20 protein-coding genes are annotated in these 22,772 nt (G+C 52.5%); 10 read left to right on the plus strand and 10 right to left on the minus strand.

Features of this window, described 5'->3' with window-relative positions:
• The first annotated feature begins 11 nt into the window (after positions 1-11).
• Together Q0Y46_RS06070 and ispD are read left to right on the plus strand one after the other, a co-directional pair.
• Entirely contained in the window at positions 12-2,630 is a 2,619-nt protein-coding gene (locus Q0Y46_RS06070; protein WP_297945821.1) for a DEAD/DEAH box helicase, read from the plus strand.
• Positions 2,631-2,739: 109 nt separating this feature from the next.
• Entirely contained in the window at positions 2,740-3,456 is a 717-nt protein-coding gene (gene ispD, locus Q0Y46_RS06075) for a 2-C-methyl-D-erythritol 4-phosphate cytidylyltransferase (protein WP_295683444.1), read from the plus strand.
• Between the two features lie 69 nt (positions 3,457-3,525).
• Here the strand turns inward: ispD and Q0Y46_RS06080 are convergent, their stop codons facing one another.
• Entirely contained in the window at positions 3,526-5,034 is a 1,509-nt protein-coding gene (locus Q0Y46_RS06080) for an SO_0444 family Cu/Zn efflux transporter (RefSeq protein WP_297945823.1), read from the minus strand.
• A gap of 1 nt (position 5,035) precedes the next feature.
• Positions 5,036-5,368 carry a metalloregulator ArsR/SmtB family transcription factor gene (locus Q0Y46_RS06085; RefSeq protein ID WP_295683441.1) on the minus strand — a complete coding sequence of 111 codons (333 nt, stop codon included), beginning with the start codon at positions 5,366-5,368 and terminating at the stop codon, positions 5,036-5,038.
• Between the two features lie 172 nt (positions 5,369-5,540).
• On the opposite strand from Q0Y46_RS06085, the gene Q0Y46_RS06090 reads away from it, so the two are divergent.
• Positions 5,541-6,467 (plus strand): porin family protein, encoded by a 927-nt coding sequence (locus Q0Y46_RS06090; RefSeq protein WP_297945825.1) that lies wholly within the window; start codon positions 5,541-5,543, stop codon positions 6,465-6,467.
• 79 nt (positions 6,468-6,546) lie between these two features.
• On the opposite strand, the gene Q0Y46_RS06095 is transcribed toward Q0Y46_RS06090, so the two are convergent.
• Positions 6,547-8,031, minus strand: a complete 1,485-nt coding sequence (locus Q0Y46_RS06095; RefSeq protein ID WP_297945827.1) for a hypothetical protein — start codon at positions 8,029-8,031, stop codon at positions 6,547-6,549.
• A 105-nt stretch (positions 8,032-8,136) separates the two neighbouring features.
• Here Q0Y46_RS06095 and Q0Y46_RS06100 point away from each other — a divergent pair, with 105 nt between their 5' ends.
• Positions 8,137-8,328: a 4Fe-4S binding protein gene (locus tag Q0Y46_RS06100; RefSeq protein WP_295683434.1), complete on the plus strand. Its 192-nt coding sequence runs from the start codon at positions 8,137-8,139 to the stop codon at positions 8,326-8,328.
• A complete protein-coding gene (locus Q0Y46_RS06105; protein WP_297945829.1) occupies positions 8,321-9,523 on the plus strand; it encodes an NAD(P)/FAD-dependent oxidoreductase in 1,203 nt (400 codons plus the stop codon). Before Q0Y46_RS06100 ends, Q0Y46_RS06105 begins: the two co-directional genes overlap by 8 nt.
• A 116-nt stretch (positions 9,524-9,639) precedes the next feature.
• On the opposite strand, the gene Q0Y46_RS06110 is transcribed toward Q0Y46_RS06105, so the two are convergent.
• Both Q0Y46_RS06110 and Q0Y46_RS06115 read right to left on the minus strand, forming a co-directional pair.
• A complete protein-coding gene (locus tag Q0Y46_RS06110) occupies positions 9,640-10,386 on the minus strand; it encodes an NAD-binding protein (RefSeq protein ID WP_295683431.1) in 747 nt (248 codons plus the stop codon).
• The gene (locus tag Q0Y46_RS06115) at positions 10,386-11,396 is read right to left on the minus strand and encodes a histidine phosphatase family protein (protein WP_297945831.1); all 1,011 of its coding nucleotides are present in this window, start codon (positions 11,394-11,396) and stop codon (positions 10,386-10,388) included. Before Q0Y46_RS06115 ends, Q0Y46_RS06110 begins: the two co-directional genes overlap by 1 nt.
• Before the next feature lie 148 nt (positions 11,397-11,544).
• On the opposite strand from Q0Y46_RS06115, the gene Q0Y46_RS06120 reads away from it, so the two are divergent.
• A complete protein-coding gene (locus Q0Y46_RS06120; RefSeq protein ID WP_297945833.1) occupies positions 11,545-14,016 on the plus strand; it encodes a glycogen/starch/alpha-glucan phosphorylase in 2,472 nt (823 codons plus the stop codon).
• A gap of 188 nt (positions 14,017-14,204) precedes the next feature.
• Here Q0Y46_RS06120 and Q0Y46_RS06125 read toward each other — a convergent pair whose 3' ends face one another.
• Positions 14,205-14,984 (minus strand): hypothetical protein, encoded by a 780-nt coding sequence (locus Q0Y46_RS06125; RefSeq protein ID WP_297945835.1) that lies wholly within the window; start codon positions 14,982-14,984, stop codon positions 14,205-14,207.
• 297 nt (positions 14,985-15,281) lie between these two features.
• Complete coding sequence (locus tag Q0Y46_RS06130) at positions 15,282-16,145, minus strand: Gfo/Idh/MocA family oxidoreductase (RefSeq protein WP_297945837.1); 864 nt, start codon at positions 16,143-16,145, stop codon at positions 15,282-15,284.
• A 94-nt stretch (positions 16,146-16,239) separates the two neighbouring features.
• Here Q0Y46_RS06130 and ybaK point away from each other — a divergent pair, with 94 nt between their 5' ends.
• From ybaK to Q0Y46_RS06145, 3 genes are read left to right on the plus strand one after another with little or no spacing between them, the layout of a single operon-like run.
• The gene (gene ybaK, locus Q0Y46_RS06135; RefSeq protein WP_290958966.1) at positions 16,240-16,740 is read left to right on the plus strand and encodes a Cys-tRNA(Pro) deacylase; all 501 of its coding nucleotides are present in this window, start codon (positions 16,240-16,242) and stop codon (positions 16,738-16,740) included.
• A gap of 9 nt (positions 16,741-16,749) precedes the next feature.
• Complete coding sequence (locus Q0Y46_RS06140) at positions 16,750-17,898, plus strand: glycoside hydrolase family 16 protein (RefSeq protein ID WP_297945839.1); 1,149 nt, start codon at positions 16,750-16,752, stop codon at positions 17,896-17,898.
• A gap of 29 nt (positions 17,899-17,927) precedes the next feature.
• The gene (locus Q0Y46_RS06145) at positions 17,928-18,194 is read left to right on the plus strand and encodes a hypothetical protein (RefSeq protein ID WP_295683414.1); all 267 of its coding nucleotides are present in this window, start codon (positions 17,928-17,930) and stop codon (positions 18,192-18,194) included.
• 20 nt (positions 18,195-18,214) lie between these two features.
• Here the strand turns inward: Q0Y46_RS06145 and Q0Y46_RS06150 are convergent, their stop codons facing one another.
• Both Q0Y46_RS06150 and Q0Y46_RS06155 read right to left on the minus strand, forming a co-directional pair.
• Entirely contained in the window at positions 18,215-19,333 is a 1,119-nt protein-coding gene (locus tag Q0Y46_RS06150) for an acyltransferase (protein ID WP_297945841.1), read from the minus strand.
• Positions 19,324-19,980, minus strand: a complete 657-nt coding sequence (locus tag Q0Y46_RS06155) for an MBL fold metallo-hydrolase (protein WP_297945843.1) — start codon at positions 19,978-19,980, stop codon at positions 19,324-19,326. Before Q0Y46_RS06155 ends, Q0Y46_RS06150 begins: the two co-directional genes overlap by 10 nt.
• Before the next feature lie 151 nt (positions 19,981-20,131).
• On the opposite strand from Q0Y46_RS06155, the gene Q0Y46_RS06160 reads away from it, so the two are divergent.
• Positions 20,132-21,619, plus strand: coding sequence for a hypothetical protein (locus Q0Y46_RS06160; RefSeq protein ID WP_295683406.1), 1,488 nt, complete (start codon positions 20,132-20,134; stop codon positions 21,617-21,619).
• Between the two features lie 140 nt (positions 21,620-21,759).
• Here the strand turns inward: Q0Y46_RS06160 and Q0Y46_RS06165 are convergent.
• A partial coding sequence (locus Q0Y46_RS06165; RefSeq protein ID WP_297945845.1) for a cysteine--tRNA ligase occupies positions 21,760-22,772 on the minus strand: 1,013 nt, incomplete at its 5' end.

Here is a 22,772-nt window from a genome sequence, read left to right on the forward strand (position 1 = left end):
CTTTACGCCCTATGGCAGAGCAAAACAGGCTCATTCTCAAGGATTTTATCACCAATCTCGCCGGGAAAACTGGCGGCGACGTTTCTAGAATCAACTCCGAAGACATTTTGGAAGCATTCATGGAGTGGGCGGAGTCACGCGGAACAACGCTCTATCCCGCACAAGAAGAAGCCATTCTCGAACTTTTGGACGGTAAAAACGTTATACTGAATACGCCCACAGGGAGTGGGAAATCCATGGTGGCGCTGGCGCTCCACTTCGACAGCATCGTGCATGGGCGCAAGAGTGTGTACACCTGCCCCATCAAGGCCCTGGTGAACGAGAAGTGGATGGCGCTCTGCAAGGAATTTGGTGCCGAGAATGTGGGCCTTTCGACCGGCGATGCGACCGTGAACCACGACGCTCCCATTCTCTGCTGCACAGCGGAAATTCTTGCCAACATGGCGCTCAACGAAGGCGAAAAACTCGACATCATGGACGTGGTGATGGACGAGTTCCATTACTACTCCGACCGTGAACGCGGTGTCGCCTGGCAGGTGCCGCTCCTGACGCTCCCGCAATCGAGATTCCTGTTGATGAGCGCAACCGTCGGTGCGACCGAATTTTTTGAACGTGACCTCACGAAGCATACCGGGCGCGAGACCGTGACCGTGCGTTCCACGCAGAGACCCGTGCCGCTCGACTTCAGCTACAGCACCTCCGAAATTTCGACCGAAGTACAGAAACTGGTGACCGAAGGCAAGGCGCCCGTCTATGTGGTCCACTTTACGCAGGCCGCCGCCGCAAGCAACGCGCAGAACTTCATGAGCCTGGACCTCTGCACCAAAGAGGAAAAAGTCAAGATAAACGAGGCCATCAAGGAAGTACGATTCTCCAGCCCTTATGGCCCCGATGTCAAGCGCTGGCTCAAACAGGGAATCGGCCTGCACCATGCAGGGCTCTTGCCCAAGTACCGCATCCTCTGCGAAAAGCTCGCCCAGAAAGGCTTGCTGAAAGTTATCTGCGGCACCGACACGCTCGGTGTGGGCGTGAATGTCCCTATCCGTACGGTGCTCTTTACGCAGCTCTGCAAGTACAGCGGCGACAAGACAGCGATTTTAACCGCACGAGACTTCCACCAGATTGCAGGCCGTGCCGGCCGCAAGGGCTTTGACGACGTAGGCTACGTGGTGGCACAGGCTCCCGAACATGTCATTGAGAACTTGAAACTCGAGGCGAAAAGCCGCCAGACCGGCAAGAAGTTCCAAAAGCGCAAGCCGCCCGAACACGGCTACGTCCCCTTCGACGAGAGCACATTCAAGCGCCTAATTGATGCCCAGCCCGAACCGCTCACTTCGAGTTTCCACGTGGACCATGGGATGCTCCTGAATATATTGAGCCGCGAGACCGACGGCTGCCGCGCCATGCGAAACCTTTTGAAAGACTGCCACGAAAGCGCCGCCAGCAAGAAGCAGTTGCAGCACCGCGCCTTCATGTTGTTCCGCAGCCTCGTGGAAAAGAAGATTATCGAATTCGTGAAGCCCGTTGCCCCCGGATACAGCCACCTGCGCGTGAACATGGATTTGCAGGACGACTTCGCGATGAACCAGCCGCTTTCGCTGTACCTGCTCGACACGCTCCCGAAACTAGACAAGGATTCGCCGGAATATGCGCTCGACGTGATTACCTTGTGCGAAAGCATCGTCGAGAATCCCGACGCCATTTTGCGTATCCAGCAGAACAAGGCCCGCGATGCCCGCCTGAACGAACTCAAGGCGCAGGGCATGGAATACAACCAGCGCATGGAAGAACTCGAGAAGGTCGAGTACCCCAAGCCGCTGCGAGACTTCATTTACGACACGTACAACGCCTTTGCCGAAGTCCACCCGTGGGTCGATGTGAACGTGGAACCCAAGAGCATCGTGCGCGAGATGTTCGAAAACTTCAGCACCTTCAGCGGTTACGTGAAGCAGTACAACCTGCAACGCATGGAAGCGATTCTGCTGCGCCATCTGAACTACGTGTATAAAGTTTTGAGCCAGACAGTGCCCGACGGCTACAAGAACGAGGAACTCCTCGAGATGCAGGACTACTTGGGCGACATGATCCGCCGCGTCGACTCGAGCCTGCTCGAGGAATGGGAAAAGATGGCCCACCCCGAAGACTACCAGAAACGCCTGGAAGCAGGTACCGCCGAAGACGAAGCGGAAAAGGCGTTCGGTGCCGACAAGGCCGCCGCCGACATTACCTACGACAAGAAGCGCTTCCTCAACATGGTCCGCCAGCGCATTTTCCAGATTATGGGAAGCCTCGCCAAGCAAGATTTTGCGGACGTACTCGACAGCCTCGCCGAAGATTTGGCCGAAGGCGAAATGCTCGCCGACGAAAATGGTACGCCGTGGACCGAAAAGCGCCTACTCGAAATCATGGCCGCCTACACCGCCGAACACCACAAGTTCCGCATGGACGTGGAAGGCCGCGCCCTCGCCCACACTATCGTTACCTACGATGGCAACACGATGCACGTACAGCAAATGCTCCAAGACGAAGAAGATTTCAACGACTGGAGCATTGATTTCGAATTGAACCTGGACGAATGCCGCGAAGCAGGAGTCCCGCTGTTGAAGCTACAGCGCATTGGCGAAGTGTAGAGGCCTGAGGCGCGAGGAGCGAAGCCCATCACTTGGTACACCGCCGTCTTCCCCACTTTCGTTGTCACCCCCGCGTAGGCGGGGGTCTCCTTTTTATATCTTTACCACCATGCAGAACTTGAAAGGCAGATTCGCGGCTGTGCTCCCCGCCGGGGGACTCGGCAAACGCATGGGCGGAAACATTCCCAAGCAATTGATGCTCCTAGGCGGCAAGCCCGTGTACCGCTACAGCCTTGAGACATTCCTCGAGATGGAAGAAATCGCCGAAGTCGTGATGGCCGTGCCCGCCGACTGGAAGCATTTCTTCGAAAATGAAATTTTCGGCGATTCGGCAAACCAGCTCAGCGACATTGTTAAAGACAAGCTCAAAATCGTCGTGGGTGGCGAAGAACGTTGGCAATCCGTAGAGAACGGCGTGAACGCGCTTACGAGCGATGCCGAATACGTGCTGGTCCACGATGTGGCACGCCCGTTCGTGAGCAAGGAAATCATCCTAGACGTCTGTGAAACGCTCATCAACAAGGGCAGTTGCCTCGTGGCAAAACCTGCCGTCGATACAATCAAGATTGCAAAAGATGGCCGCGTCGAAACAACCATCGACCGCAACACCGTCTGGATGGCGCAAACACCGCAAGCAGCCTCCATCGCGTTACTAAAAAAGCTCTACGGGCGCATTGCCGCAGAGCCTCTGAACTTTACGCCCACCGACGAGGCGAGCATTCTGGAATACTTCGGCGAGAGCGTCTATATCGTGAAGGGCAATACCGCAAACGACAAGCTCACGACTCCCGAAGACTTCGAGGTTTTCGCGAACAGGGCAAAATAGCAACAACTATTGCAGAAGATTGCCGCGGCCCTTACAGGGCCTCGCAATGACAATCCCTATTAAGCTCGATTAAATTTTTCCGCAGAACTCGAAGCCGGCTTCATCCACAGCCGTCTTGAGCGCATCTTCATTTACATCGTCTTCGTCGTGCCATTGCACGCGCAATTCCTTGCTCGCGACATCGGCTTCGGCAAACACCACCCCGTCTAACATACGGACAGCCTTTTCCACGCAGGCTTTGCAGTGGCTACAGTTCATGCCGTTCACGCGGTAAGTCACCGACACAGGCTCGTCATGGACACAATGCCCGTGTTCATGCTCATGGCAATGGCAAGATTCGCCGTGTTCATGCTCATGGCAACCGCATTCATCGTCGTCATGGTCTTCGCAACAACAGCAACCATGTTCACCGCAACCGCAGTGACCGCCGCAACCCTTATGCGCAAACTTCGCATAAATCATCAAGGCGGCCAGCAGCACAGCGCAGGCGTAATCGAATATGCCCAGCGCCCCGTGCCCATGGCATTCATCCGAAACATGCGGGAGCATCGACGCGAGGAACGTATCCATCAGGAACGTATCGACGACAAAGCCGAAAGCCATCGCCCCAAGCGCAATCGACACCAGATACGCCACGAGCGTCCGCTTGCCAAATGCCTTGCCCACCACGAGCATGCTAGCAATACTTGTCGCGGGGCCCGCCATCAACAGCACTAGCGCAGCCCCCGGCGTAATACCCTTTTCCACAAGCGCAAGCGCCAGCGGGATGGAGCCAGTCGCACAGGTGTACATCGGCATGGCAAGCAGCAACACCACCAGCATGCACAGCAGCGAGTATTCGTGCAGGAACAAGAAGAAATCGTCCGGCACGAAGGCTGCAATCAACGCACCGAGCAAAAGCCCGATAGTGAGCCACTTGCTCACGTCACCCACCATATTGACAAGCCCGTAACGGAAAGTCTCGCCAATCTTCTGGGCAAACGAACGTTTCCCATGATCATCTTCTCCCTCACAGCCGCAGCATTCGCAATGTTCGTCGGAACAACCGCAGTGGTCATCGTCGCAATGTTCGTGTTCGTGATGATGTTCATGGTGATGCTCATGATGATGTTCGTGCGTCCCGGCAGCCTCAGCGACCGAACCGTCTTTTTCGTTGCGGGTTGCGAAATTCGTAAACACACCGCCAAGCATCGCCGTCACGAACGCGGCCACCGGCCTTAGAATCGCAAAGGGCCCGCCCAACAATGAATACGTCGCAAGAATCGAGTCCACGCCCGTCGCGGGTGTAGAGATGAGGAAGCTTACGCTCGCGCCCTTGCTCGCCCCTTCCCTACGTAGCGCAATGGAGGTCGGGATTACTCCACAACTGCAAATCGGGAGTGGCACGCCGAACAGCGCCGCCCACAGCACTGACTTGAAGTTCGGCTTCGCGATCTTCGGGACATACAGGTGGTTTGGCACCCACACATGCAAAATGCCCGCCAGCAAAAAGCCGAGCAGCAAAAACGGAGCCATTTCGGAAAACAGAGTAACAAACTGCAAGATAAATTTTTCAAGGATGTCGACAACAGCGGACATATTATTTACCCTTCTTGTGCAAAATATGCGTGAGGCCCGTATTGAAGATAAGGCCGATGTGCTCATCATCGAGCGAATAGAAAATCTTGCGTCCGTCGCGACGCGGCTTCACAAGGTTCGCCGTTCTGAGGATTCGGAGCTGATGGCTCACCACCGACTGTTCCAAATTCAGCTTCTCGGCAATCTCGTTCACCGAAATTTCGCCCGAAAGCATGAGGTGGATGATGCGGATGCGCGTCGTATCGCCGAAGAACTTGAAGAACTCCGACAGTTCGAACAGGACATCCATCGAAATATCGCCATTTTTATTTTTAATACATGAACAACTATTCATGTATTCATATATAAAAACTTCAAGCCAATTTGTCAATAGATTCTATCAAAAAAAGTATTTTTTTTAGAAAACGAGCCTTTTTCACCATTTTTGATAAAGCCCTCAGGCAAAAACATGCTATCTTTAAATAAGTATTATAACCATACGTGTTTCTAGTTTTTATGGAGAAACTATGAAAAAAGCCACTATAGCCGCATCTGCAATCCTCTTTGCGGCAACATGCGTTTTTGCCCAGCAAGAGAACACCCCTGTTCAGCAGACAACGATCCAGCAGACTACTGTTCAACAAACGACCGTTCAACAAACAACAGTCCAACAGACCACGGTCCAGCAAACAACCGTCCAGCAAACGACAGCCAAACAGACTGCCGCCACCCCGCAGGATACGGTTTCTGAAATTGACAAGACCACAGCCGAACAACCGGCAAGAAAAGTCCGCAACGCCACCGCTGGCCTTGGCATCCGTGGCGACTATAACTTTGCAGACTATTGGGGAACCGACAACTTGAACGGAGCCGACGGAGAAGCGAGCGGCTGGGGCTTCAATGTGGGCGTCATCGCACGATTCGAAATCATTGACGTACTCTGGTTCACTCCGGAACTGCACTTTGAATATTTCAAATTATCTCAGGATTACGACGAAATCAACATTCAATTGAAGCAGAGCAACCTAGTCCTTCCGTTATTGTTCAGAGCCGTTCTGCACCCGCGCGCCTACTTTGAAGTCGGCCCTCAGTTAAGCCTCAACCTTAGCTACGACGTAAAATACGATGCGGATAAAGCCGACCTCCATATTCCAGGTACCGACATTGTCGTGAATCGCCCCACAGACTTTGACGACAATATCGAACAGTCAACTTTCGCATTCGGTGTCGCCATGGGTTTGGGTTTCTACATCATCCCCGACCGTTTAAGCATCAACGCCCGCATCTATGTCGGTCTCACGGACCTCTACCCCGATGCAACGAGCGTCATGCTGTATGAAGGCGACATCATGAAACAAAAAGAGGGCGACAAAATCAAAACCGAAGACTGCAAAGTCATGGAAGGCACAAAACTCCGTGCCATCAAGCTCGGCCTGAGTTTGTGGTTCATCTAATCAAGCAACCTCTACAAACAATTCAGATACAAGAAAAGCCGTCGTAAAGACGGTTTTTCTTTTGAACACTTCGTTGCGGCTAGAAGTAGATGAACCCGCCAAATTTGATAAAGACACCCTCACCGTTGAAGATGGCCTTGGTATCGGTGAAGAACGAATCACCGAAAGCAAATTCGCAGGCAACGAGATTATCGTACTGGAACCGTACGCCAATAGACGCATTGACCTTGTCCGAAACGCTCTGCTGAATGGCATAATTTTCACCCATCGAATTCTTACCCCAGATGTAGCGGAGCACATTCCATTCGTAATTCGTTTCCCCAAAGAACATCACATACTTGTTCAAGAGCACCTCGCTCACGATATTCGGTACGAGAGTCATCCCCAGATTGTACTCCGACGTTTGCACAACCCTACCCTGATATTCGATTTCAATCGCATCATTAACGATTATGGGGAACGAGGTATTCAAACCGAGGTAGAGGTTCGCCCTATCCGAGCGCAAAGCCGGAGTGCCATAGTTGAACACGGGCACAATCGTCGTACGGGAATCGACATCCTCGTTCACAACATGGTCCCCTCTTTCCATTTCGTTTACATGGCGAACGAACGCAACACCCGCAGACCAGAAGTGCTTCCTTGCTACAGGGCCGTCAGACACAATAAGAGAGCCCGTCAAATCGCGATAGCGCTGTTCTTGTTTCGGGCCCTCTTTTGGATCAAAATCAATTTCATCAGCAAACGTGATCCAGTCAGCCGAAGCCGTCACCACATATCCGCCAAGAACCTTGGACAATGTAAGGCCCCAGTCGTCTCCCGCAGAGGTCCCTCTCTTTTTCCCATCTCCATCGTCAATGTTGAGCTGGCCTAGGCTCAAGCGCAAATCAGCCGCAAAGCCATAATTTGCATAACCAATAGTTGCGCGTCCAAGGTTCGCAGACAAGTCCATTGCGCCAAAGAAATTACCTAACGAAACCACGCCTTTTTTCCCGGCAGGTTCCACATAAACAAATTTTTGTCCGGCAAATTTGACAAGCCGATTTTTCAGCAAGAGGTCGACATTATCCGCCGCCGCCTCGTTTTCAACAATGTTGTACGAATTTCCATGTATAACTGTAAACGGAGTTTTAGGAGGCATACCCATATTGGCCGATTTAGCCGCAGGTTTTTCAGCAGGTTTTTCAGCAGGTTTAGCAGGTTCCGCTTTTGGCGGTTCAGAAACATTCACGGCCACCTGCTTTGCAGAATCGGCCACAACAGGTTTTGCAGAATCAATCACGACAGGTTCGGGGGCCGGGACAACAGCGGCAACAGAGTCCTGCGCAGGGGGCTGTACCGCTTCCGGTACCGTTTCCGGTTCTGCAGCAGTGGTGACTTCAGACTGTTCTCCCGATGGCTGTTCAACAACAGGTGCCGTTTCCTCCGGGGTAGACTCTACCGGAGCCGAAACAACAGCAGCTTGGTCTGTTGTCGTCTCTGCCGGCGCTTCAACGGGGGCTTCCTGCTGCGCAAAGGCAAGGGCAGAAGTAATGAATGTCAATGCAACTGCTTTTTTCAAGTTCATATGAGATTCTCCTATCATTTTCTTCTAAAATACATCATTTTGAGAAAATGTGTTGACATAATTTTTTTTGTACACCCTTAACCACTATTTGCTATATTAGATATGATGAAAAAACTCGTTCACGACAAAGAAAAATGCCTCGCTTGTGCAGGTTGTGTCGGGATTTGCCCCAAAATGGCACTCGACATATACGGTTTGGAACTCCAAATCGACCACGATAAATGCGTACGTTGCGGCATCTGCACAAAAGCCTGCCCTGCCGGTGCCCTGAAAATTACGGAGGTGAACGATGCTTGATTCTTGCTACGACGTCGTGGTCATTGGTGCGGGGCCTGCAGGCTCTGTGGCGGCAAGGGACCTCGCCCGCGAAGGCCACAAAGTCCTCCTTCTGGAAAAACGCGAACGCATCGGCTACCCGGTCCGCTGTGGCGAAGCAAGTACCACGCTTGCCGACCTGCAGACTTACGGCCCCATCGACGACAGTTGCATCGAAAGCATTATCAACGGGCTATATATTTATGGCCCAAACGGCGAGAACATCGAAGTCCCGAAACCGGGTACGGGCATCATGCTGAACCGTGAAATTTTTGACCCGTGGCTTGCCAAACTGGCCGAAGACGAAGGCGCACAACTCGTGACGTGTGCACGTGCCACGTTCGTGGGAGATGTCCAAGGCAGCGAACGCATGGTCAGGGTCGCTCTCGGTAAAGGGAACGGAGACGGAACCGTTACCGAAACGGGAACACAAGAAATTTTTGCAAAGATGGTCATTGCGGCAGACGGCGTGGAAAGCCGCATCGGTCGCATGGTCGGGCTCGACTGCATGCAATACCCAGGCAAGACATGCACCGGAGTCGACATCCAGGTACAAGGAATTTTGACCAAGCCCGATTATCTCACCTTCTGGCAGGGTCACGACTTCATCAACGACGGCTATATCTGGAGTTTCCCGAAGCAAAAATCCAATGTCACCAACTTCGGCGCGGGATTCCTTGCAAACGGAAAGCACGACGGGACCATTCTTGAAATTACGATGGAATGGCTCGAAAAGCTCTTCCCCGGAGCCAAAATCAATTATACCGTCGGCGGGTTAATCCCCGTCTCGAGCGTACTCAAAGACTATACATTAGATCGGTTCGCCCTGGTGGGCGACGCCGCCCACCACACCAACCCGCTCACGGGTGGTGGCATCGCTGCCGCGATGCGGGCGGGCCGTTTCTGCGCCCAATACGTCAATGACGGACTGGGTCGCGGTGTTCTTTCCAAGGAATTCTTGAAACAGTACGAAAAACGCTGCTATAACCATTTCGGCAAAATGCACGACTTCGAGCTCAAGTTCCGCAGGTTCCTGCTCGCACTGAATCGAGATGACCAGATAGGGCTTTACAAGGTGTTGCAAGGATTCGCCTTGGGCGGATACAAAAAGAGCGCCTTCCTCAAGACGCCCGTACAAAGCGCGAAGTATCTGTATAAGTTCGTGAAGTTTAAGTAGAGCCTAGAGAATAGGGACTAAAGGCTAGTGAAAAGAATCACGCACTTCGCGCGTTAATAACAGACGGCGAAGCCGTGACATTTTTCCCTAGATCCTAGTCTCTAGCCCCTAATCCCTCAAAACAATTCTTCCACTTTCGTTTGCGCGAGCACCCGATTATATATTATCCTTTTCCCTTTCACGCCGTCACTAGCGCATACATGCTCCGTCGGTGGCTTGAGCAGGGAAGCGACCAGATGTGCCGCAACTGTTTCGGCATGCACGGGGCGGAGCCGCTCGGGAATCCATTCAGGGTGCGCTCCGAAAACCTTTTGCAATAGTTCTTCGCCAAAGCGCTTATCTTTATGCTTGCCAAGCAATAGCGACGGACGCACCAAAGTAAGCGCATCAAAGTTCATCATGGTCAAGCCTTCTTCGAGCATTCCCTTGAGACGGTTATAAAAGAATGGTGAATGCGAATTCGCCCCCTGCGCACTCACACACAAAAAATGCGGAACCCCCTGTTTTTTGGCGATGGCGGCCAAAGTAAGGGGCAGGCGCACATCCACTCTTTCTTGAGCGCAGCGGCTTCCCGCCTGTTTCCTTGTCGTTCCTAGGCAACAAAAGGCCGCATCGGCCCCCGGAAAGTTCTCGCGCAGCTTGCGCAATTCGGCATTGTCGGCATCAGGCGATTTACTTATAATCTGTTCAAAATCAACTTCGTCGAAGTCCACCTTTGAAGCGCCTTCCAAGATTCCGAATTCCGAAAGTGCGGGTTCTCTGCGCACGGGGCAGTACACGCGCTCCACTTGGGGCAAACGCACCAACAACTTGAGCACATTTCGGCCCACCAAACCTGTCGAACCGAAAAGAAGAACTTTCATTAAACGGACTCGTCTATTTCGTCCCGGATGACCATCCAACCCACGTCGGCACCACGGACCGGAAGAACCGTCACGGAGCCGGCCTCATCAAGAATCACGGCAATTCCCGACAAGTAGTTCACCCAACGGAACGGTGATTCATAAATTCTCAAATTGATTGTTCTGTTCGAGGCCAAAACGATAAGCGGTTCCACCAACATGTCGTGGCTCACGAGAATGCTCACGCGCTTCCAGGAGGGCATGTTTGCGACAACGACTTCGTTCACAAACTGGTTTCCACGTTCGAAGAAATCATAGAAATAGCTCGGAATGACCGCAGCAACTTCCGCGTTCGTATAAGGAACACCATAAGAGTACTGAGCGATGTATCTTGGATTGCCACCTCTGGAAGATACAAGTGCATCGAGAGTATCGCTCGGCACCGTCAAGAAATAGCCACCGTCAATGCCATCCCACGTCACGACATCCACATCGCCTTCACCACGACCAATCGCAATATTCTTGCAGGTTTCACGAGTGCGAATAAAGTTTGTGGAAGCATAGTAGAAAGACTCTTCACTCACAAGTTTTGTGCCAAGCGTCTGAGCCATCTGGATTCCAATCGGGGTCAACTGGGATTCCGTACCCGTATTTTTCTTTTCGCGTTTGGAATGGCGAATCACGAAAGCAACCTTGCTCGTTTGGGGAAGCGCCTTATAGACATCGCCCATATCGTAAAAACCATCCTCGTCAGGCGCAACCGCGAGTGCGCCGGGAGTCGTCGCAAAAGTAACGGAGCCGCTGGCTGGCTGAGCAATGGAAGAACTCGTCGGAGTCGAGCCACCATCCGGAACGAGCGACCCCGAAGAACTCGTAGGGTCTTGCTGAATGGCAGAACTTTCCGGGACAGAAGAAGAAGTCGGAGCAGAAGTACTGGACGAGTCATCGCCACAACCGACGAAAGTAAGCGCCAAGGCGAGGCCAAAGGCGCAACACGGAGAAAAAACTTTAAGACTTTTTAAGGTACGCATACGAACAATTTAGTTTTTTGCCCCGAAAAACAAGCGTAAAAGTATGTTTAATCACATAAATAGGTGAAACAGGCCAATTTTTTCCCCATTCGTGCGTAAATATTTCTAAACTTGAAGGCGGGATAAACATTTAACCAATAGGTGTATCATGGCCAAAGCGAATAAAGCAAAAGACATTCCGGTTCTCGGTACAGATGCCGACGCATTCCGCCAGGCTTTTACCGACCACATCCACCACACCCTTGCACGCAGCAATTTCACGGTGACCGACCACGAAAAGTTCCTCGCCGTCGCCTACGCTGTACGCGACCGACTCGTCGACCGCTGGATCAAGACGCAGAACACGTACTACGAAAAAGACGTGAAGCGCGTCTACTACCTCTCCCTCGAATTCCTCATCGGCCGTACGCTCGGCAACTCCGTGCTGAACCTTGACGTCGAAAAGGCCGTCGTCGAAGCCCTCGACGAAATCGGCATGACGCTCGAAGAACTCCGCGAACAGGAAGTGGACGCGGGCCTCGGCAACGGCGGCTTGGGCCGCTTGGCCGCCTGCTTCTTGGATTCCATGGCAACGCTCGAGCTCCCGGCCACCGGTATGGGCATCCGCTACGAATACGGCATGTTCAGCCAAAAGATTGTGAACGGGGAACAAGAAGAACAGCCGGATAACTGGCTGCGCCTCCCGAACCCCTGGGAAATCGCCCGCCCGGCAAACGCCATCAAGGTCCCGTTCGGCGGCTACGTGGTCAGCTGGATCGACGACAACGGCAAGCTCCACAACCGCTGGGAAACCAAGGATTTTGTGCTTGCATTGCCCTACGACACCCCGATTCCGGGTTACAAGAACAATACCGTGAACAACCTGCGCCTCTGGAGCGCGAAGTCCACCGACGACTTCGGCCTCAGCTACTTCAACAACGGTGACTACATCGCCGCCGTGCAGGACATGGAACTTTCCGAAACGATTTCGAAGGTGCTGTACCCGAACGATTCCTCCATGAACGGTAAGGAACTGCGCCTCAAACAGCAATACTTCCTGTGCTCCGCTTCGCTGCAGGATATCATCCGCCGCTTCAAGAAGCTGCACAACAACGATTGGAAGGTATTCCCCGAAAAGGTCGCCATCCAGCTCAACGATACGCACCCGGCCATCTCCATCGCCGAAATGATGCGCATCCTCCTCGACATCGAGAACCTGGAATGGGACGAAGCCTGGGAAATCGTGACCAAGACGTTCGCCTACACGAACCACACCTTGATGCCCGAAGCTCTTGAAAAGTGGCCCGTCAGCCTCTTCGAAAAGCTCCTGCCGCGTCACCTGCAGATTATCTATGAAATCAACGCCCGCTTCTTGCGGATGGTCTCCATGAAGTGGCCTGGCGACAACGCCCGCCTCGCCCGCATGAGCCTCATCGAAGAAGGCAACTGCAAGATGATCCGCATGGCCTACCTCTCCATCGTGGGTTCGTTCGCCGTGAACGGCGTGGCAGCCCTCCACTCCGACCTCCTGAAGACGACGCTCTTCAAGGACTTCTACGAGCTGTGGCCCGAAAAGTTCAACAACAAGACGAACGGCGTGACTCCGCGCCGTTGGGTCCGCAAGGCGAACCCCGCCATGTCCGAGCTCATCTCTTCGAAGATTGGCGACAGCTGGGTCAAGGATCTGGACGATCTCAGGAAACTCGAACCGTTCGCAAAGGATGCCGAATTCCAAAAGGCATTCATGGCCGTCAAGAAGCAGAACAAGGAACGCCTCGCCAAGTACCTCAAGGAAACGCAGGGCGTGGAAGTCGACACCAACACGTTCTTCGACGTGCAGGTCAAGCGCATCCACGAATACAAGCGCCAGCTCTTGAACATCTTGCATGCCATCCACCTGTACATCCAACTCAAGGACGGCAAGGAAATCCTGCCGCGCACCATCATGATCGGTGGTAAGGCCGCTCCGGGTTACTGGATGGCCAAGCAGATTATCCGCCTCGCAAACGCCGTGGCTGCCATTATCGACGCCGACCCGGTTTGCAAGGGCAAGCTCAAGATGGTGTTCCTCGAGAACTACCGCGTGTCCTTCGCCGAGAAAATTATCCCGGCGGCAGACCTCTCCGAACAGATTTCTACCGCGGGCACCGAAGCCTCGGGTACCGGCAACATGAAGTTCGCCTTGAACGGCGCACTCACCATCGGTACGCTTGACGGCGCCAACGTGGAAATGAAGGAAGAAGTCGGCGACGAGAACATCTTTATCTTCGGCCTCACCATCGAAGAAGTCACAGACCTGCTCGCCAAGGGCTATCGTCCGCGTGACTTCTACGAGAAGGACGACGATCTGCGTCGCGTCATCGACCTCATCGGTTCCGGCTTCTTCAGCCCCGACCGTCCGGACCTGTTCAAGCACATTGCAGACAAACTTCTCACTCACGACCCGTACATGCTCTGCGCTGACTTCCGCAGCTACGTGGACATGCAGGTGAAGGTCGCGAAGGAATACCAGAACAAGAAGACCTGGGCAGAGAAGGCCATCCTCAACGTGGCCCGCATGGGCAAGTTCAGTTCCGACCGTACTATCAAGCAGTACGCCGAAGAAATCTGGAACGCCAAGCCGTGCAGCATCAAGCTGTAAGAGCTTCGAGGTGCGAGGTCGGCGCTTCGCGCCTTTGAGGCATGAGGAAGTAGGAAGTGGTTAGTAAACAGTGGTTGGTGGTTAGGGGGAGAACTCCGAATTTAACCCCTTACTGCTTACTAATCATCTGAAAACTCATTGCGCACTGCTCATAGCTCATCGCTCATTGCTCACTGCTCAATTGCAAGTCAGTGGTCTGTCATGGCCCTGTATTCATTAGCCTTACTATTGAATATCCCGCCACAAACGATAAAGTAGACACCATACCCAATCAGAGGAATAATGATTGCCGTTGATGCTGTAAACTTTTTTTCGCTAACGACATAGGCTGTTCCAAGAGTTGTAAATATACCACCCAAAGAAAAGCCCCATATGGAAGCCTCGCTATAAAGGTCACTTACACACTGGTAAAAATCCGAGATGTTTGCTTTTTCGCGGCACTGAGCTTTTTTCTTAAGGGATTTAAAAGTATCGTCATTTAAAAGTTCAATGTAAGCCATTTTCACAGAACTAGAATCTTGAACATAATTGACTTTGATTTCATCATAGCGCTCCGTAAGAAACGCCTTCCGCTCTTTATACTCTGCAACTTTTTCTGGCAGTTTACTTGTAGTAGACAAAGCGACCCCTCCGGCAATGGTCAAGCCCAAGCCCCCAGCGATAAGCGCTGCAGGAAACACACCCGCACCAATGGCATAGCCAGCGCCACCTCCCGCAATACTATGCAACAAATACAGACCAGAAACAAGGCTGACTGAGCCAAGGCCAATTCCCAAATAACCCCACGATCTATTCTCCATTTTAGCTTCAGTTTTATCAATTAGTTTTTGATAATATTCAATGCTATCCAGAAGAACAACCGGATCTACATCCTGAACATCCAATGAATCATTCTTTTGTGCAAAAGCATTCAACGAAAATAAAAGACCAAGCACAAGGAACAATTTATTAATACGAAAATTCAGCATAACTTTTCGTAAAATAAAAAAATGTGCGAACGGATGGGGAATGAGGGCGCGACCTTCGGTCGCTTTGAGCGATGAGGTGTGAGGTGAGTAGGAAGTAGACCGTAGGAAGTGACTTGTCATTGCGAGGGGCGATTGCCAGAGCCTGCCGCGAGCGAAGCGTGGCGGAAGCAATCTCTAGGTATGGGTTAGGGATAAGAATCTAGGATCTAGAGACTAGGGAAAAATGTCACGGCTTCGCCGTCTTATATTGACGCACAAAGTGCGTGATTCTTTTCACTAGCCGCTAGTCTCTATTCTCTAGTCTCTCAAAGGCTCATTGCTCACTGCTAACTTCACACAATCGGCGGCGTTTTGTGCGGCGCGCCTACCCCATTGCCGGCACGCTCCGGCAAGGAGTTTCAGGAAAAACTTGTGTTCGTTGTCGAGAGAATCGGGAATATGGGCAATTTCGCCTTCCGGCGTGTAACGGGCGAGACTCACCGTATAGCTCGAAGACGGCAATTCACCATTCCTAGGAAAATTCACGGTGATATTCCGAAGGTCCGCAGCGCTTTCGCGGTCCACGACAAAATCAGCAAAAACACCGGAAAAAGGCCCGCTCACCACCTTGAGCTGTGCTCGGGCGCGATTACCATTTGGGGATTCTTCAATGCTTTCGACGCGGATATCGCGATACGGGAACATGGTTAAGAACAAACTAAAATCATGTACCATCAAATCCAACGAAACACCGACATCCAGGCAGCGGTTCGACGGACGGTGTTCGCGACGGAATTCCAAATGAGCCCCGCTAAGCGAACGCAATTCGGCAAGGAAATGCTTGCGGAAGTTGAGGAAAATAGGATTATAGCACTCCGACTGAGCCACAAACAGCATAACTCCGTTTCGCTCCGACAAATCCACCAGTTCCTGGGCATCTTCGGCCGATGTCGCGAGCGGTTTTTCCACGAACACGGGAATTTTGCGCTCTAGAAAAAACTTGGCATAGGCGTAATGGGTCGATGCAGGCGACGCAATAACCGCAAAATCAACTTCGCAATTTTTTACGGAATCCCCGACATCGACGACTTGCACGAAGCGGACTCCGCACGCCTCAAAACGGGCCCTGTGGCGGGCTCCCATGGTTCCGTTTCCAATCAATATGGCGTTGTACGATTTCATTGCGTTGCGGTGACAATATAGAAAATGGAAGAAGCACGCACCATCGCTATTCCGCATACGCCATTTAAAGTATATTTACCCCAAAGGACTATTTATGGACATCAAGAAGACAAATGCGGCACGAATTCTCGACCGCCAGAAAATTAGCTACGAGCTCATCCCCTACAAGGTCGACGAGAACGACCTCGGTGCACAGCATGTGGCCGACAGCCTGGGCGAAGACATCAATCAAGTTTTCAAAACCATCCTCGTTCACGGCGACAAAATCGGTTACCTCGTGTGCGTGGTTCCCGGCAACCTTGAAGTTGACCTGAAAGGCGCCGCCAAGGTCAGCGGCAACAAAAAAATCGACACCGTCCCACTCAAGGACTTGACCCCGCTTACCGGCTACATCCGCGGCGGTTGCAGCCCGCTCGGCCTCAAGAAGAACTTCCCCATTTTCATTCACGAGACAGCGATGCAGTTCCCGTTCATCTACGTGAGTGCCGGCGAACGCGGCTTGCAGCTGAAGGTAGCGCCCGCCGACCTGGTGAAGGCGACCCGCGCGACCGTCGGCGTCATCGCGAGAGTCCCGCCCGAAGCCCCCGTCGATTAAGAGGCTCCCATGCGCAACAAGAACACCCTGCACACATCCGCATTTTTCATGGCGAAACTGGCCACGGCATTTGCCGTCGCAGGCATTCTTGCAGCGTGTTCCGACGACTCCTCCAGCGGACCGGAATCGCAACCGGATTCCTCTGCCACTTTGGATGGTTCGGTCACTTCGACTGATTCGGTCACTTCGGCGAGCTCAGTGACCTTGTCGTCAAGCAGTGGAAAGGTCGGTGAGCCTGCCGAACCGACCCAGACATCGTCTAGTTCGGTCACTTCGGCGAGCTCAGCGACCTTGTCGTCAAGCAGTGGAAAGGTCGGTGAGCCTGCCGAACCGACCCAAGCGTCGTCCAGTTCGGTCACTTCGGCGAGCTCAGTGACCTTGTCGTCATGCTCAGTGACCTTGCCCGAGAGCAGTTCAAGCGAATCGCCTTACCTCTGGAATGATGAATTCGACGGCAGCGCCATCGACACTTCCAAGTGGACATTCGAAATCGGTACGGGCAGTAGCGGCTGGGGCAACAACGAGAAGGAATACTACACCGGGCGCAAAGAAAACGCCTACGTGCAGAACGGCATCCTCCACATCCGCGCCAACAAGGAAGATTACGAAGGCTCCGGCTACACATCGGCACGCATGATTACCAAAAGCAAGTTTACGTTCACCTACGGTACAGTCGAGGCCCGCATTGCGCTCCCCGTAGGCAAGGGAATCTGGCCCGCCTTCTGGATGCTCGGAGAAAATATCGATAAAGTGAGTTGGCCCGCCTGCGGGGAAATCGATATCATCGAAGCCATCAACGACGAGAGCATTGTCTACGGCACCCACCACTGGCAATACGATGGGCAGCACGCCAGCTACGGCAACAACACAAGCGATTTTCATGGAGCGAAAAAGGAACTGGACATCACGCAGTTCCACACGTACAAACTCACTTGGGACGAAAAACTCATCGCCATGTATGTCGATGACTTCAAGTACCACGAAATGTCCATCGAAGACAACGCCGGTGGAACCGAAGCATTCCATAAGCCACAATTTTTCTTGCTGAACGTCGCTGTAGGTGGAAACTGGCCCGGATTCGAAATAGACGACACTCAGTTTCCGAACGAAATGCTCGTTGATTACATCCGTGTTTACCCCAACTCCAGCACCCCCTAACCCCGTCTAGCATTTTTTATATTTTCTCCATGTTTTGCAATAGAATCCTTGGAACAACGCATCACGGAACTTACAAGAAAGTCGTCGACGTCCCGCTCCTGCGCGAGGAACTTTCGGCACATTCTATCCGCTGCATCGCCCGCGACGGCGTAGAAATTGAAATCGACATCTACGAAGACTTGCAAGAAGGCGATATTGTCGCTGAAACGGAACAGAACGTGTACGCCATAAAGATCTACGTTCCCAAGAAAAAAGAACAAGCCGAAATCACTCGGCCTGTCAAAGTCTACTTGTAATTTAGCAGGAGCACCAAGCCTTATTTAAGGCTCAAGCTTTCCTTGACACTGACTCGTTCCTTGCCCAGCAACTTATACAGTTTGCAGCGGAACAGCGGGATAGATGCGATGACAACCAATGCAACAAACCCGATGGAAAGGTAAGCAATACCCGGCTTATTGATTTCCGGACGGAACAAAAGGCGCATCACGAGCAGCACCCACCAATGGACCGCAAGAATGACAAGCGCGTTCCGCGAGATGTTGCGAAGAATACCCTTGAAAATGCGAACGGGAGCCACTTTAGGGAGCCGACTTGCCAGCAAGAATACCGCCACAAGCCCAACAATCCCGAAAACGGAACTGGCCAGAAAACCGACAAAACTTTTCCCTAGCACATTGTTCATGATGCTGAAATTTGGGTCGGGGACTTCGACAAAGGCATAAAGCGCAAGGCTAACGACAGCAACCGCAGCAACAACAGCACCATGCAATTTCCCGGCCTTTTTTATTGCGGGTTTGCACAGCCAGCCACAGGCAAAGAAAAACATCACGGTCAAATCGCGTTCAATCCCCAGCGGGAGGCGAATGTGGTTCTTGAACATCAGCCACCCAGAAACAAGGCTCGTCAAAGCAAATACGGCCACGGCAAACGAAGACACCTTCCCCGCCTTGCTTGAGACCCACTGGACAACATAAAACAACAGACTCACGGAATAAAGCGTAAACACGAACCAGAGCGGTCCCGATCCAATCGAGGATTTTCCGGCCACGAAAATCTTGGCAAAATTCCAGCCGACATAGTCCTTGACCCCCGTAATTACCGGGTGGACGTTCATGATGGTCATGCGGGGAGCCTTCGGGAACAAGTCAAAGTTATAAATGACTGGGTCCAGCAGCAAGAACAACAAAGACAACGCGACATAAGGCAAAAAGAGCACTTTGGTCTTATGGATAAAATAACTCTTGAAATTGTTGAACCGGCGTGTACTGAACAACACTCCCGAAATGAAGAAGAACGCGGACATACGGAGCGCACTCAAGTGGAGCATCCCCATCGATGCACACGGGAAGGACTGCTCCACGTGATAAAGGCACACGAGCAACAGCACGAATCCCTTGAATTCGTCAATCCATTCTATTCTACGGGTTAGAACCATAGTTTTTCATCCGCAACGGTCGTTAGCGGCCCGTGCCCCGGGAGAACGACGGTATTTCCGGGAAGTGTCAGAATCTTGGACCTGATTCCGTTCACCAGAGCATTGCCGTCGCCACCGAAAAGGTCCGAGCGCCCGATGCTGCCAGCAAAGAGGATGTCGCCCGAAAACAATGCCGGAGCATTTTCCTCATCATTGACTTCGCTGCTCGTATTTTCACAGTAAAAAGCAAGCCCTCCGGGAGAATGTCCCGCCACATGGAGTACGCGCAGCTTGATTCCGGGAACCTCGACGATATCGCCGTCAGAAAGGAATCCGCCCAGCCCCGGAGCCAGGTCGTCGAAAGGCAAACCGAACATGGCGCCCTGCTCCCGCTGCAAGTCCAGCAAAAAAGCATCGGCTTCGTGAGCCTCCGCCTTGACCCCATAGGTCCGTTCCACGAACGCATTGCCGAGGACATGGTCCAGATGCAAGTGAGTGTTCAAGACACGGCATACCTTGAGGCCAGCCCCCTGTATATAAGTTGCCAGGGCAGAACGTTCCCGTTCATTGCTCGCACTGGGGTCTATCAATATGGAATCCCCCGTATCATTACTCAATACGTAGGCATTGACACCAAAAGGATTAAAAACGAATTGCTTGACCTGCATAGCAAGAATGTAGAAAAAAGGGAAAATTACAACGGAAAAATGGGCAAAAAAGGGGGCATGGCCAAGGACTCAGTCCTTTTTCCGAAAAAAAAACTATTTTTTTGACAGATATTTGTAACACCTGTTTGACCCAAAAAAAGGCAAGGTAAACATGAAAAAACAACTCCTCCTGTCCGCATCCGCCCTCGCGCTGGCAGTCGGTTGTACCGACAACACCGTCGTCAACTCTTTTGACGAAGCCAAGGCAAAGGCAAAAATCACCGTTTCCGTACTCGACGGCAGCTCTAACGAAGCCCTTGACTCGGCAAAGGTCAAGGCTCAGTTCGACAAAGAAGCTCGCTATACTGACGAAGAAGGTTTCGCCGTTTATACCAAAAACGACATCGGTACATATGTCTTTGATATTTCCAAGCAGGGATTCTCGACAACCCGCGCCACCGTTTCTGTCGTAGAAATGGGTGCCAACGACGTTTCCCGCGTACCGGACGTCGTCCTGACCGTCCCCCTGTACAAAGCCGACGTGACCGTCAAGGGTAAAGTCTACTACCGTGACCGCACGACGGGCAACCTCATCCCGGCAGAAAAGGTCAAAGTCGTTCTCTCCTATGCAGGCTCCTCAAAGTCTTCCTCCACCATGGAAAACTCGAGCGCCTTGAAGAAGAGCGAAAGCAATGCCGCTCAGGAACCGACATTTATCATTTACCCGTCCGAAGTCTTTGCGACCACAAACGACAAGGGTGAATATGAATTCACCAATGTTGCAGAAATGGTCAACTTCCAAGTCGACGTTCTGCAGTCCAAGATCGACTCGAAGTATTACCGCTCTGCAGGCTACGTAAGCGCAAGCGGTTCTCGCGCCGGTTCTATCAAGAACATGGACGAAATCACCATGGTTGCCGACGGCGAAATCCCGAAGCTCCTCAACTCCAACCTTGATGCAATCGACGACACCACGGAACTCCAATTCGGTTTCTCCACCGAACTGGACAAGGACTCCATTGACGGATTCTGGGAAGTGAGAAAGGGCACGGTCAAGGTTCTGACCACTGCAACGCTGAGCAAGGACAAGAAGGTCATCACGATCGCTCCGCTTTCTGAACGTTGGACCCACAGCGATTCCTACTCCGTCGAAGGTGTAGTGTACAGCAAGGACGGCGTCCGTATCACCGTATCCAAGAACTTCTCGGTCGGTTCCGTCGCCATCCCGAAACACGTCTCCGAACTCAAGGTGAAGCTGGACGATTCCGCATACGACGACAACTACGGCAATCTGTACAACTTCAAGAACAACGCCTACCTGAAGTTGACCTGGAAGCCGAACACCAAGGATGTCGCCGGCTACAACATCTATTATATGACGGATGCCATGGACGACTTCATCTTCTACGCACAAACCGTAGATACCGTCCTCACTCGTTCAACCAGTGCGCTGACATTCCTCAACGATTCCACGGTGACCAAGGTCTCGTTCATCGTCCTCCCGTATAACGGCGCTGGCGAACCGAGCGTAAGCAAGGCAAAGACCGTCACTTGGACCATCCCTGAAATCAAGGATGAGGAACCGCAGGAAGAAGAGGAAGAAGAAGAGGAAGAAGAAGAGGAGGAAGAGGAAGAAGAAGAGGAAGAAGAGGACGAATAATCCGTCCCTTTCCCTTCATTAAGTCTTTCAAATCTTTCTAAAAGCAAAAAAAGATGAGGCCCGATTCAAGGCCCCATCTTTTTTTATAGGTTCAAATTAAGAAAGACTGACTCTAGATCCTAATCTCTAGATCCTAGCCTCTAGCCCTTTATCTCCCAAGTCGTGCCTTCCTTGGAGTCCTTGATGACCACGTTCATCGCAGCGAGTTCGTCGCGGATGCGGTCACTTTCGGCCCAGTTCTTGTTGGCACGGGCTTCCTTGCGGGCGGCAATCAGCGCTTCGATCTTGGCAATGTCAACGCCGTCGTTCGCGCCCTTCTTGGCATATTCTTCACGAGGTTCGTCGAGCTTCAAACCGAAAATCTGGTCGAAGTCGGCAACGAGTGCTGCCTTTTCGCCGTCATCGATTTCGCTCTTGAGCATCGTGTTCATGATGCCCAGTGCACGCGGCATGTTCAGGTCGTCGCCGATGGCGTCCTTGAACTCGTTCTGGAAAGCCTTGGCGGCATCGCTCGTAATAGCGGTAGCCTTGCCAATCAGCGGGTCCGTCTTCTTGTGCAAGCTCTTCAGGCCTTCCTTCGCGCCTTCCAGAGCTTCCCACGTGAAGTTCAGGTAGTTGCGGTAGTGGCTGCCAATCGCGAAGAAACGGTAATCGAGCGGGTTGAAGCCGCGGTCCATGAGGAGCGAAACCGTCAGGAATTCGCCGCTGGACTTGCTCATCTTGCCGAACTTCTGCTCAGTCGTGCCGTCTTCCAGTTTTTCTTCGCTTGCGGTGCGCAGGAATTCGCCGTGCATCCAGAAGCGTGCGAACTGCACGCCGTTGGCGCATTCGCTCTGGGCGATTTCGTTCGTGTGGTGTACGCGGATGTGGTCGGTACCGCCGCAGTGAATGTCGAGTGTGGGACCATTGTACTTCATGGCCATGGCGGAGCATTCAATGTGCCAGCCGGGGAAACCGACGCCCCACGGGCTGTCCCATTCCATGGCGCGCTTCTTGTCCTTCGGGCTGAACTTCCACAGGGCAAAGTCCGTAGCGTTCTTCTTTTCGCCCATGTCGATGCGACTACCCTTGCGGAGGTTTTCCACGTCGAGGCGGGCGAAGTCGGCATAGCGCGGGAACTTGAGGCTATCGAAGTAGATGCCGTCGCTGGTAC

This window comes from uncultured Fibrobacter sp., assembly GCF_947305105.1.
Classification (GTDB): Bacteria; Fibrobacterota; Fibrobacteria; order Fibrobacterales; family Fibrobacteraceae; genus Fibrobacter.

What these genes read in the sequence shown, in the direction of transcription:
- Q0Y46_RS06070 (WP_297945821.1), top strand. Translation starts at nt 12, where the DNA reads ATGGCAGAGCAAAACAGGCTCATTCTCAAGGATTTTATCACCAATCTC.
- ispD (WP_295683444.1), top strand. Translation starts at nt 2,740, where the DNA reads ATGCAGAACTTGAAAGGCAGATTCGCGGCTGTGCTCCCCGCCGGGGGA.
- Q0Y46_RS06080 (WP_297945823.1), bottom strand. Translation starts at nt 5,034, where the DNA reads ATGTCCGCTGTTGTCGACATCCTTGAAAAATTTATCTTGCAGTTTGTT.
- Q0Y46_RS06085 (WP_295683441.1), bottom strand. Translation starts at nt 5,368, where the DNA reads ATGAATAGTTGTTCATGTATTAAAAATAAAAATGGCGATATTTCGATG.
- Q0Y46_RS06090 (WP_297945825.1), top strand. Translation starts at nt 5,541, where the DNA reads ATGAAAAAAGCCACTATAGCCGCATCTGCAATCCTCTTTGCGGCAACA.
- Q0Y46_RS06095 (WP_297945827.1), bottom strand. Translation starts at nt 8,031, where the DNA reads ATGAACTTGAAAAAAGCAGTTGCATTGACATTCATTACTTCTGCCCTT.
- Q0Y46_RS06100 (WP_295683434.1), top strand. Translation starts at nt 8,137, where the DNA reads ATGAAAAAACTCGTTCACGACAAAGAAAAATGCCTCGCTTGTGCAGGT.
- Q0Y46_RS06105 (WP_297945829.1), top strand. Translation starts at nt 8,321, where the DNA reads ATGCTTGATTCTTGCTACGACGTCGTGGTCATTGGTGCGGGGCCTGCA.
- Q0Y46_RS06110 (WP_295683431.1), bottom strand. Translation starts at nt 10,386, where the DNA reads ATGAAAGTTCTTCTTTTCGGTTCGACAGGTTTGGTGGGCCGAAATGTG.
- Q0Y46_RS06115 (WP_297945831.1), bottom strand. Translation starts at nt 11,396, where the DNA reads ATGCGTACCTTAAAAAGTCTTAAAGTTTTTTCTCCGTGTTGCGCCTTT.
- Q0Y46_RS06120 (WP_297945833.1), top strand. Translation starts at nt 11,545, where the DNA reads ATGGCCAAAGCGAATAAAGCAAAAGACATTCCGGTTCTCGGTACAGAT.
- Q0Y46_RS06125 (WP_297945835.1), bottom strand. Translation starts at nt 14,984, where the DNA reads ATGCTGAATTTTCGTATTAATAAATTGTTCCTTGTGCTTGGTCTTTTA.
- Q0Y46_RS06130 (WP_297945837.1), bottom strand. Translation starts at nt 16,145, where the DNA reads ATGAAATCGTACAACGCCATATTGATTGGAAACGGAACCATGGGAGCC.
- ybaK (WP_290958966.1), top strand. Translation starts at nt 16,240, where the DNA reads ATGGACATCAAGAAGACAAATGCGGCACGAATTCTCGACCGCCAGAAA.
- Q0Y46_RS06140 (WP_297945839.1), top strand. Translation starts at nt 16,750, where the DNA reads ATGCGCAACAAGAACACCCTGCACACATCCGCATTTTTCATGGCGAAA.
- Q0Y46_RS06145 (WP_295683414.1), top strand. Translation starts at nt 17,928, where the DNA reads ATGTTTTGCAATAGAATCCTTGGAACAACGCATCACGGAACTTACAAG.
- Q0Y46_RS06150 (WP_297945841.1), bottom strand. Translation starts at nt 19,333, where the DNA reads ATGGTTCTAACCCGTAGAATAGAATGGATTGACGAATTCAAGGGATTC.
- Q0Y46_RS06155 (WP_297945843.1), bottom strand. Translation starts at nt 19,980, where the DNA reads ATGCAGGTCAAGCAATTCGTTTTTAATCCTTTTGGTGTCAATGCCTAC.
- Q0Y46_RS06160 (WP_295683406.1), top strand. Translation starts at nt 20,132, where the DNA reads ATGAAAAAACAACTCCTCCTGTCCGCATCCGCCCTCGCGCTGGCAGTC.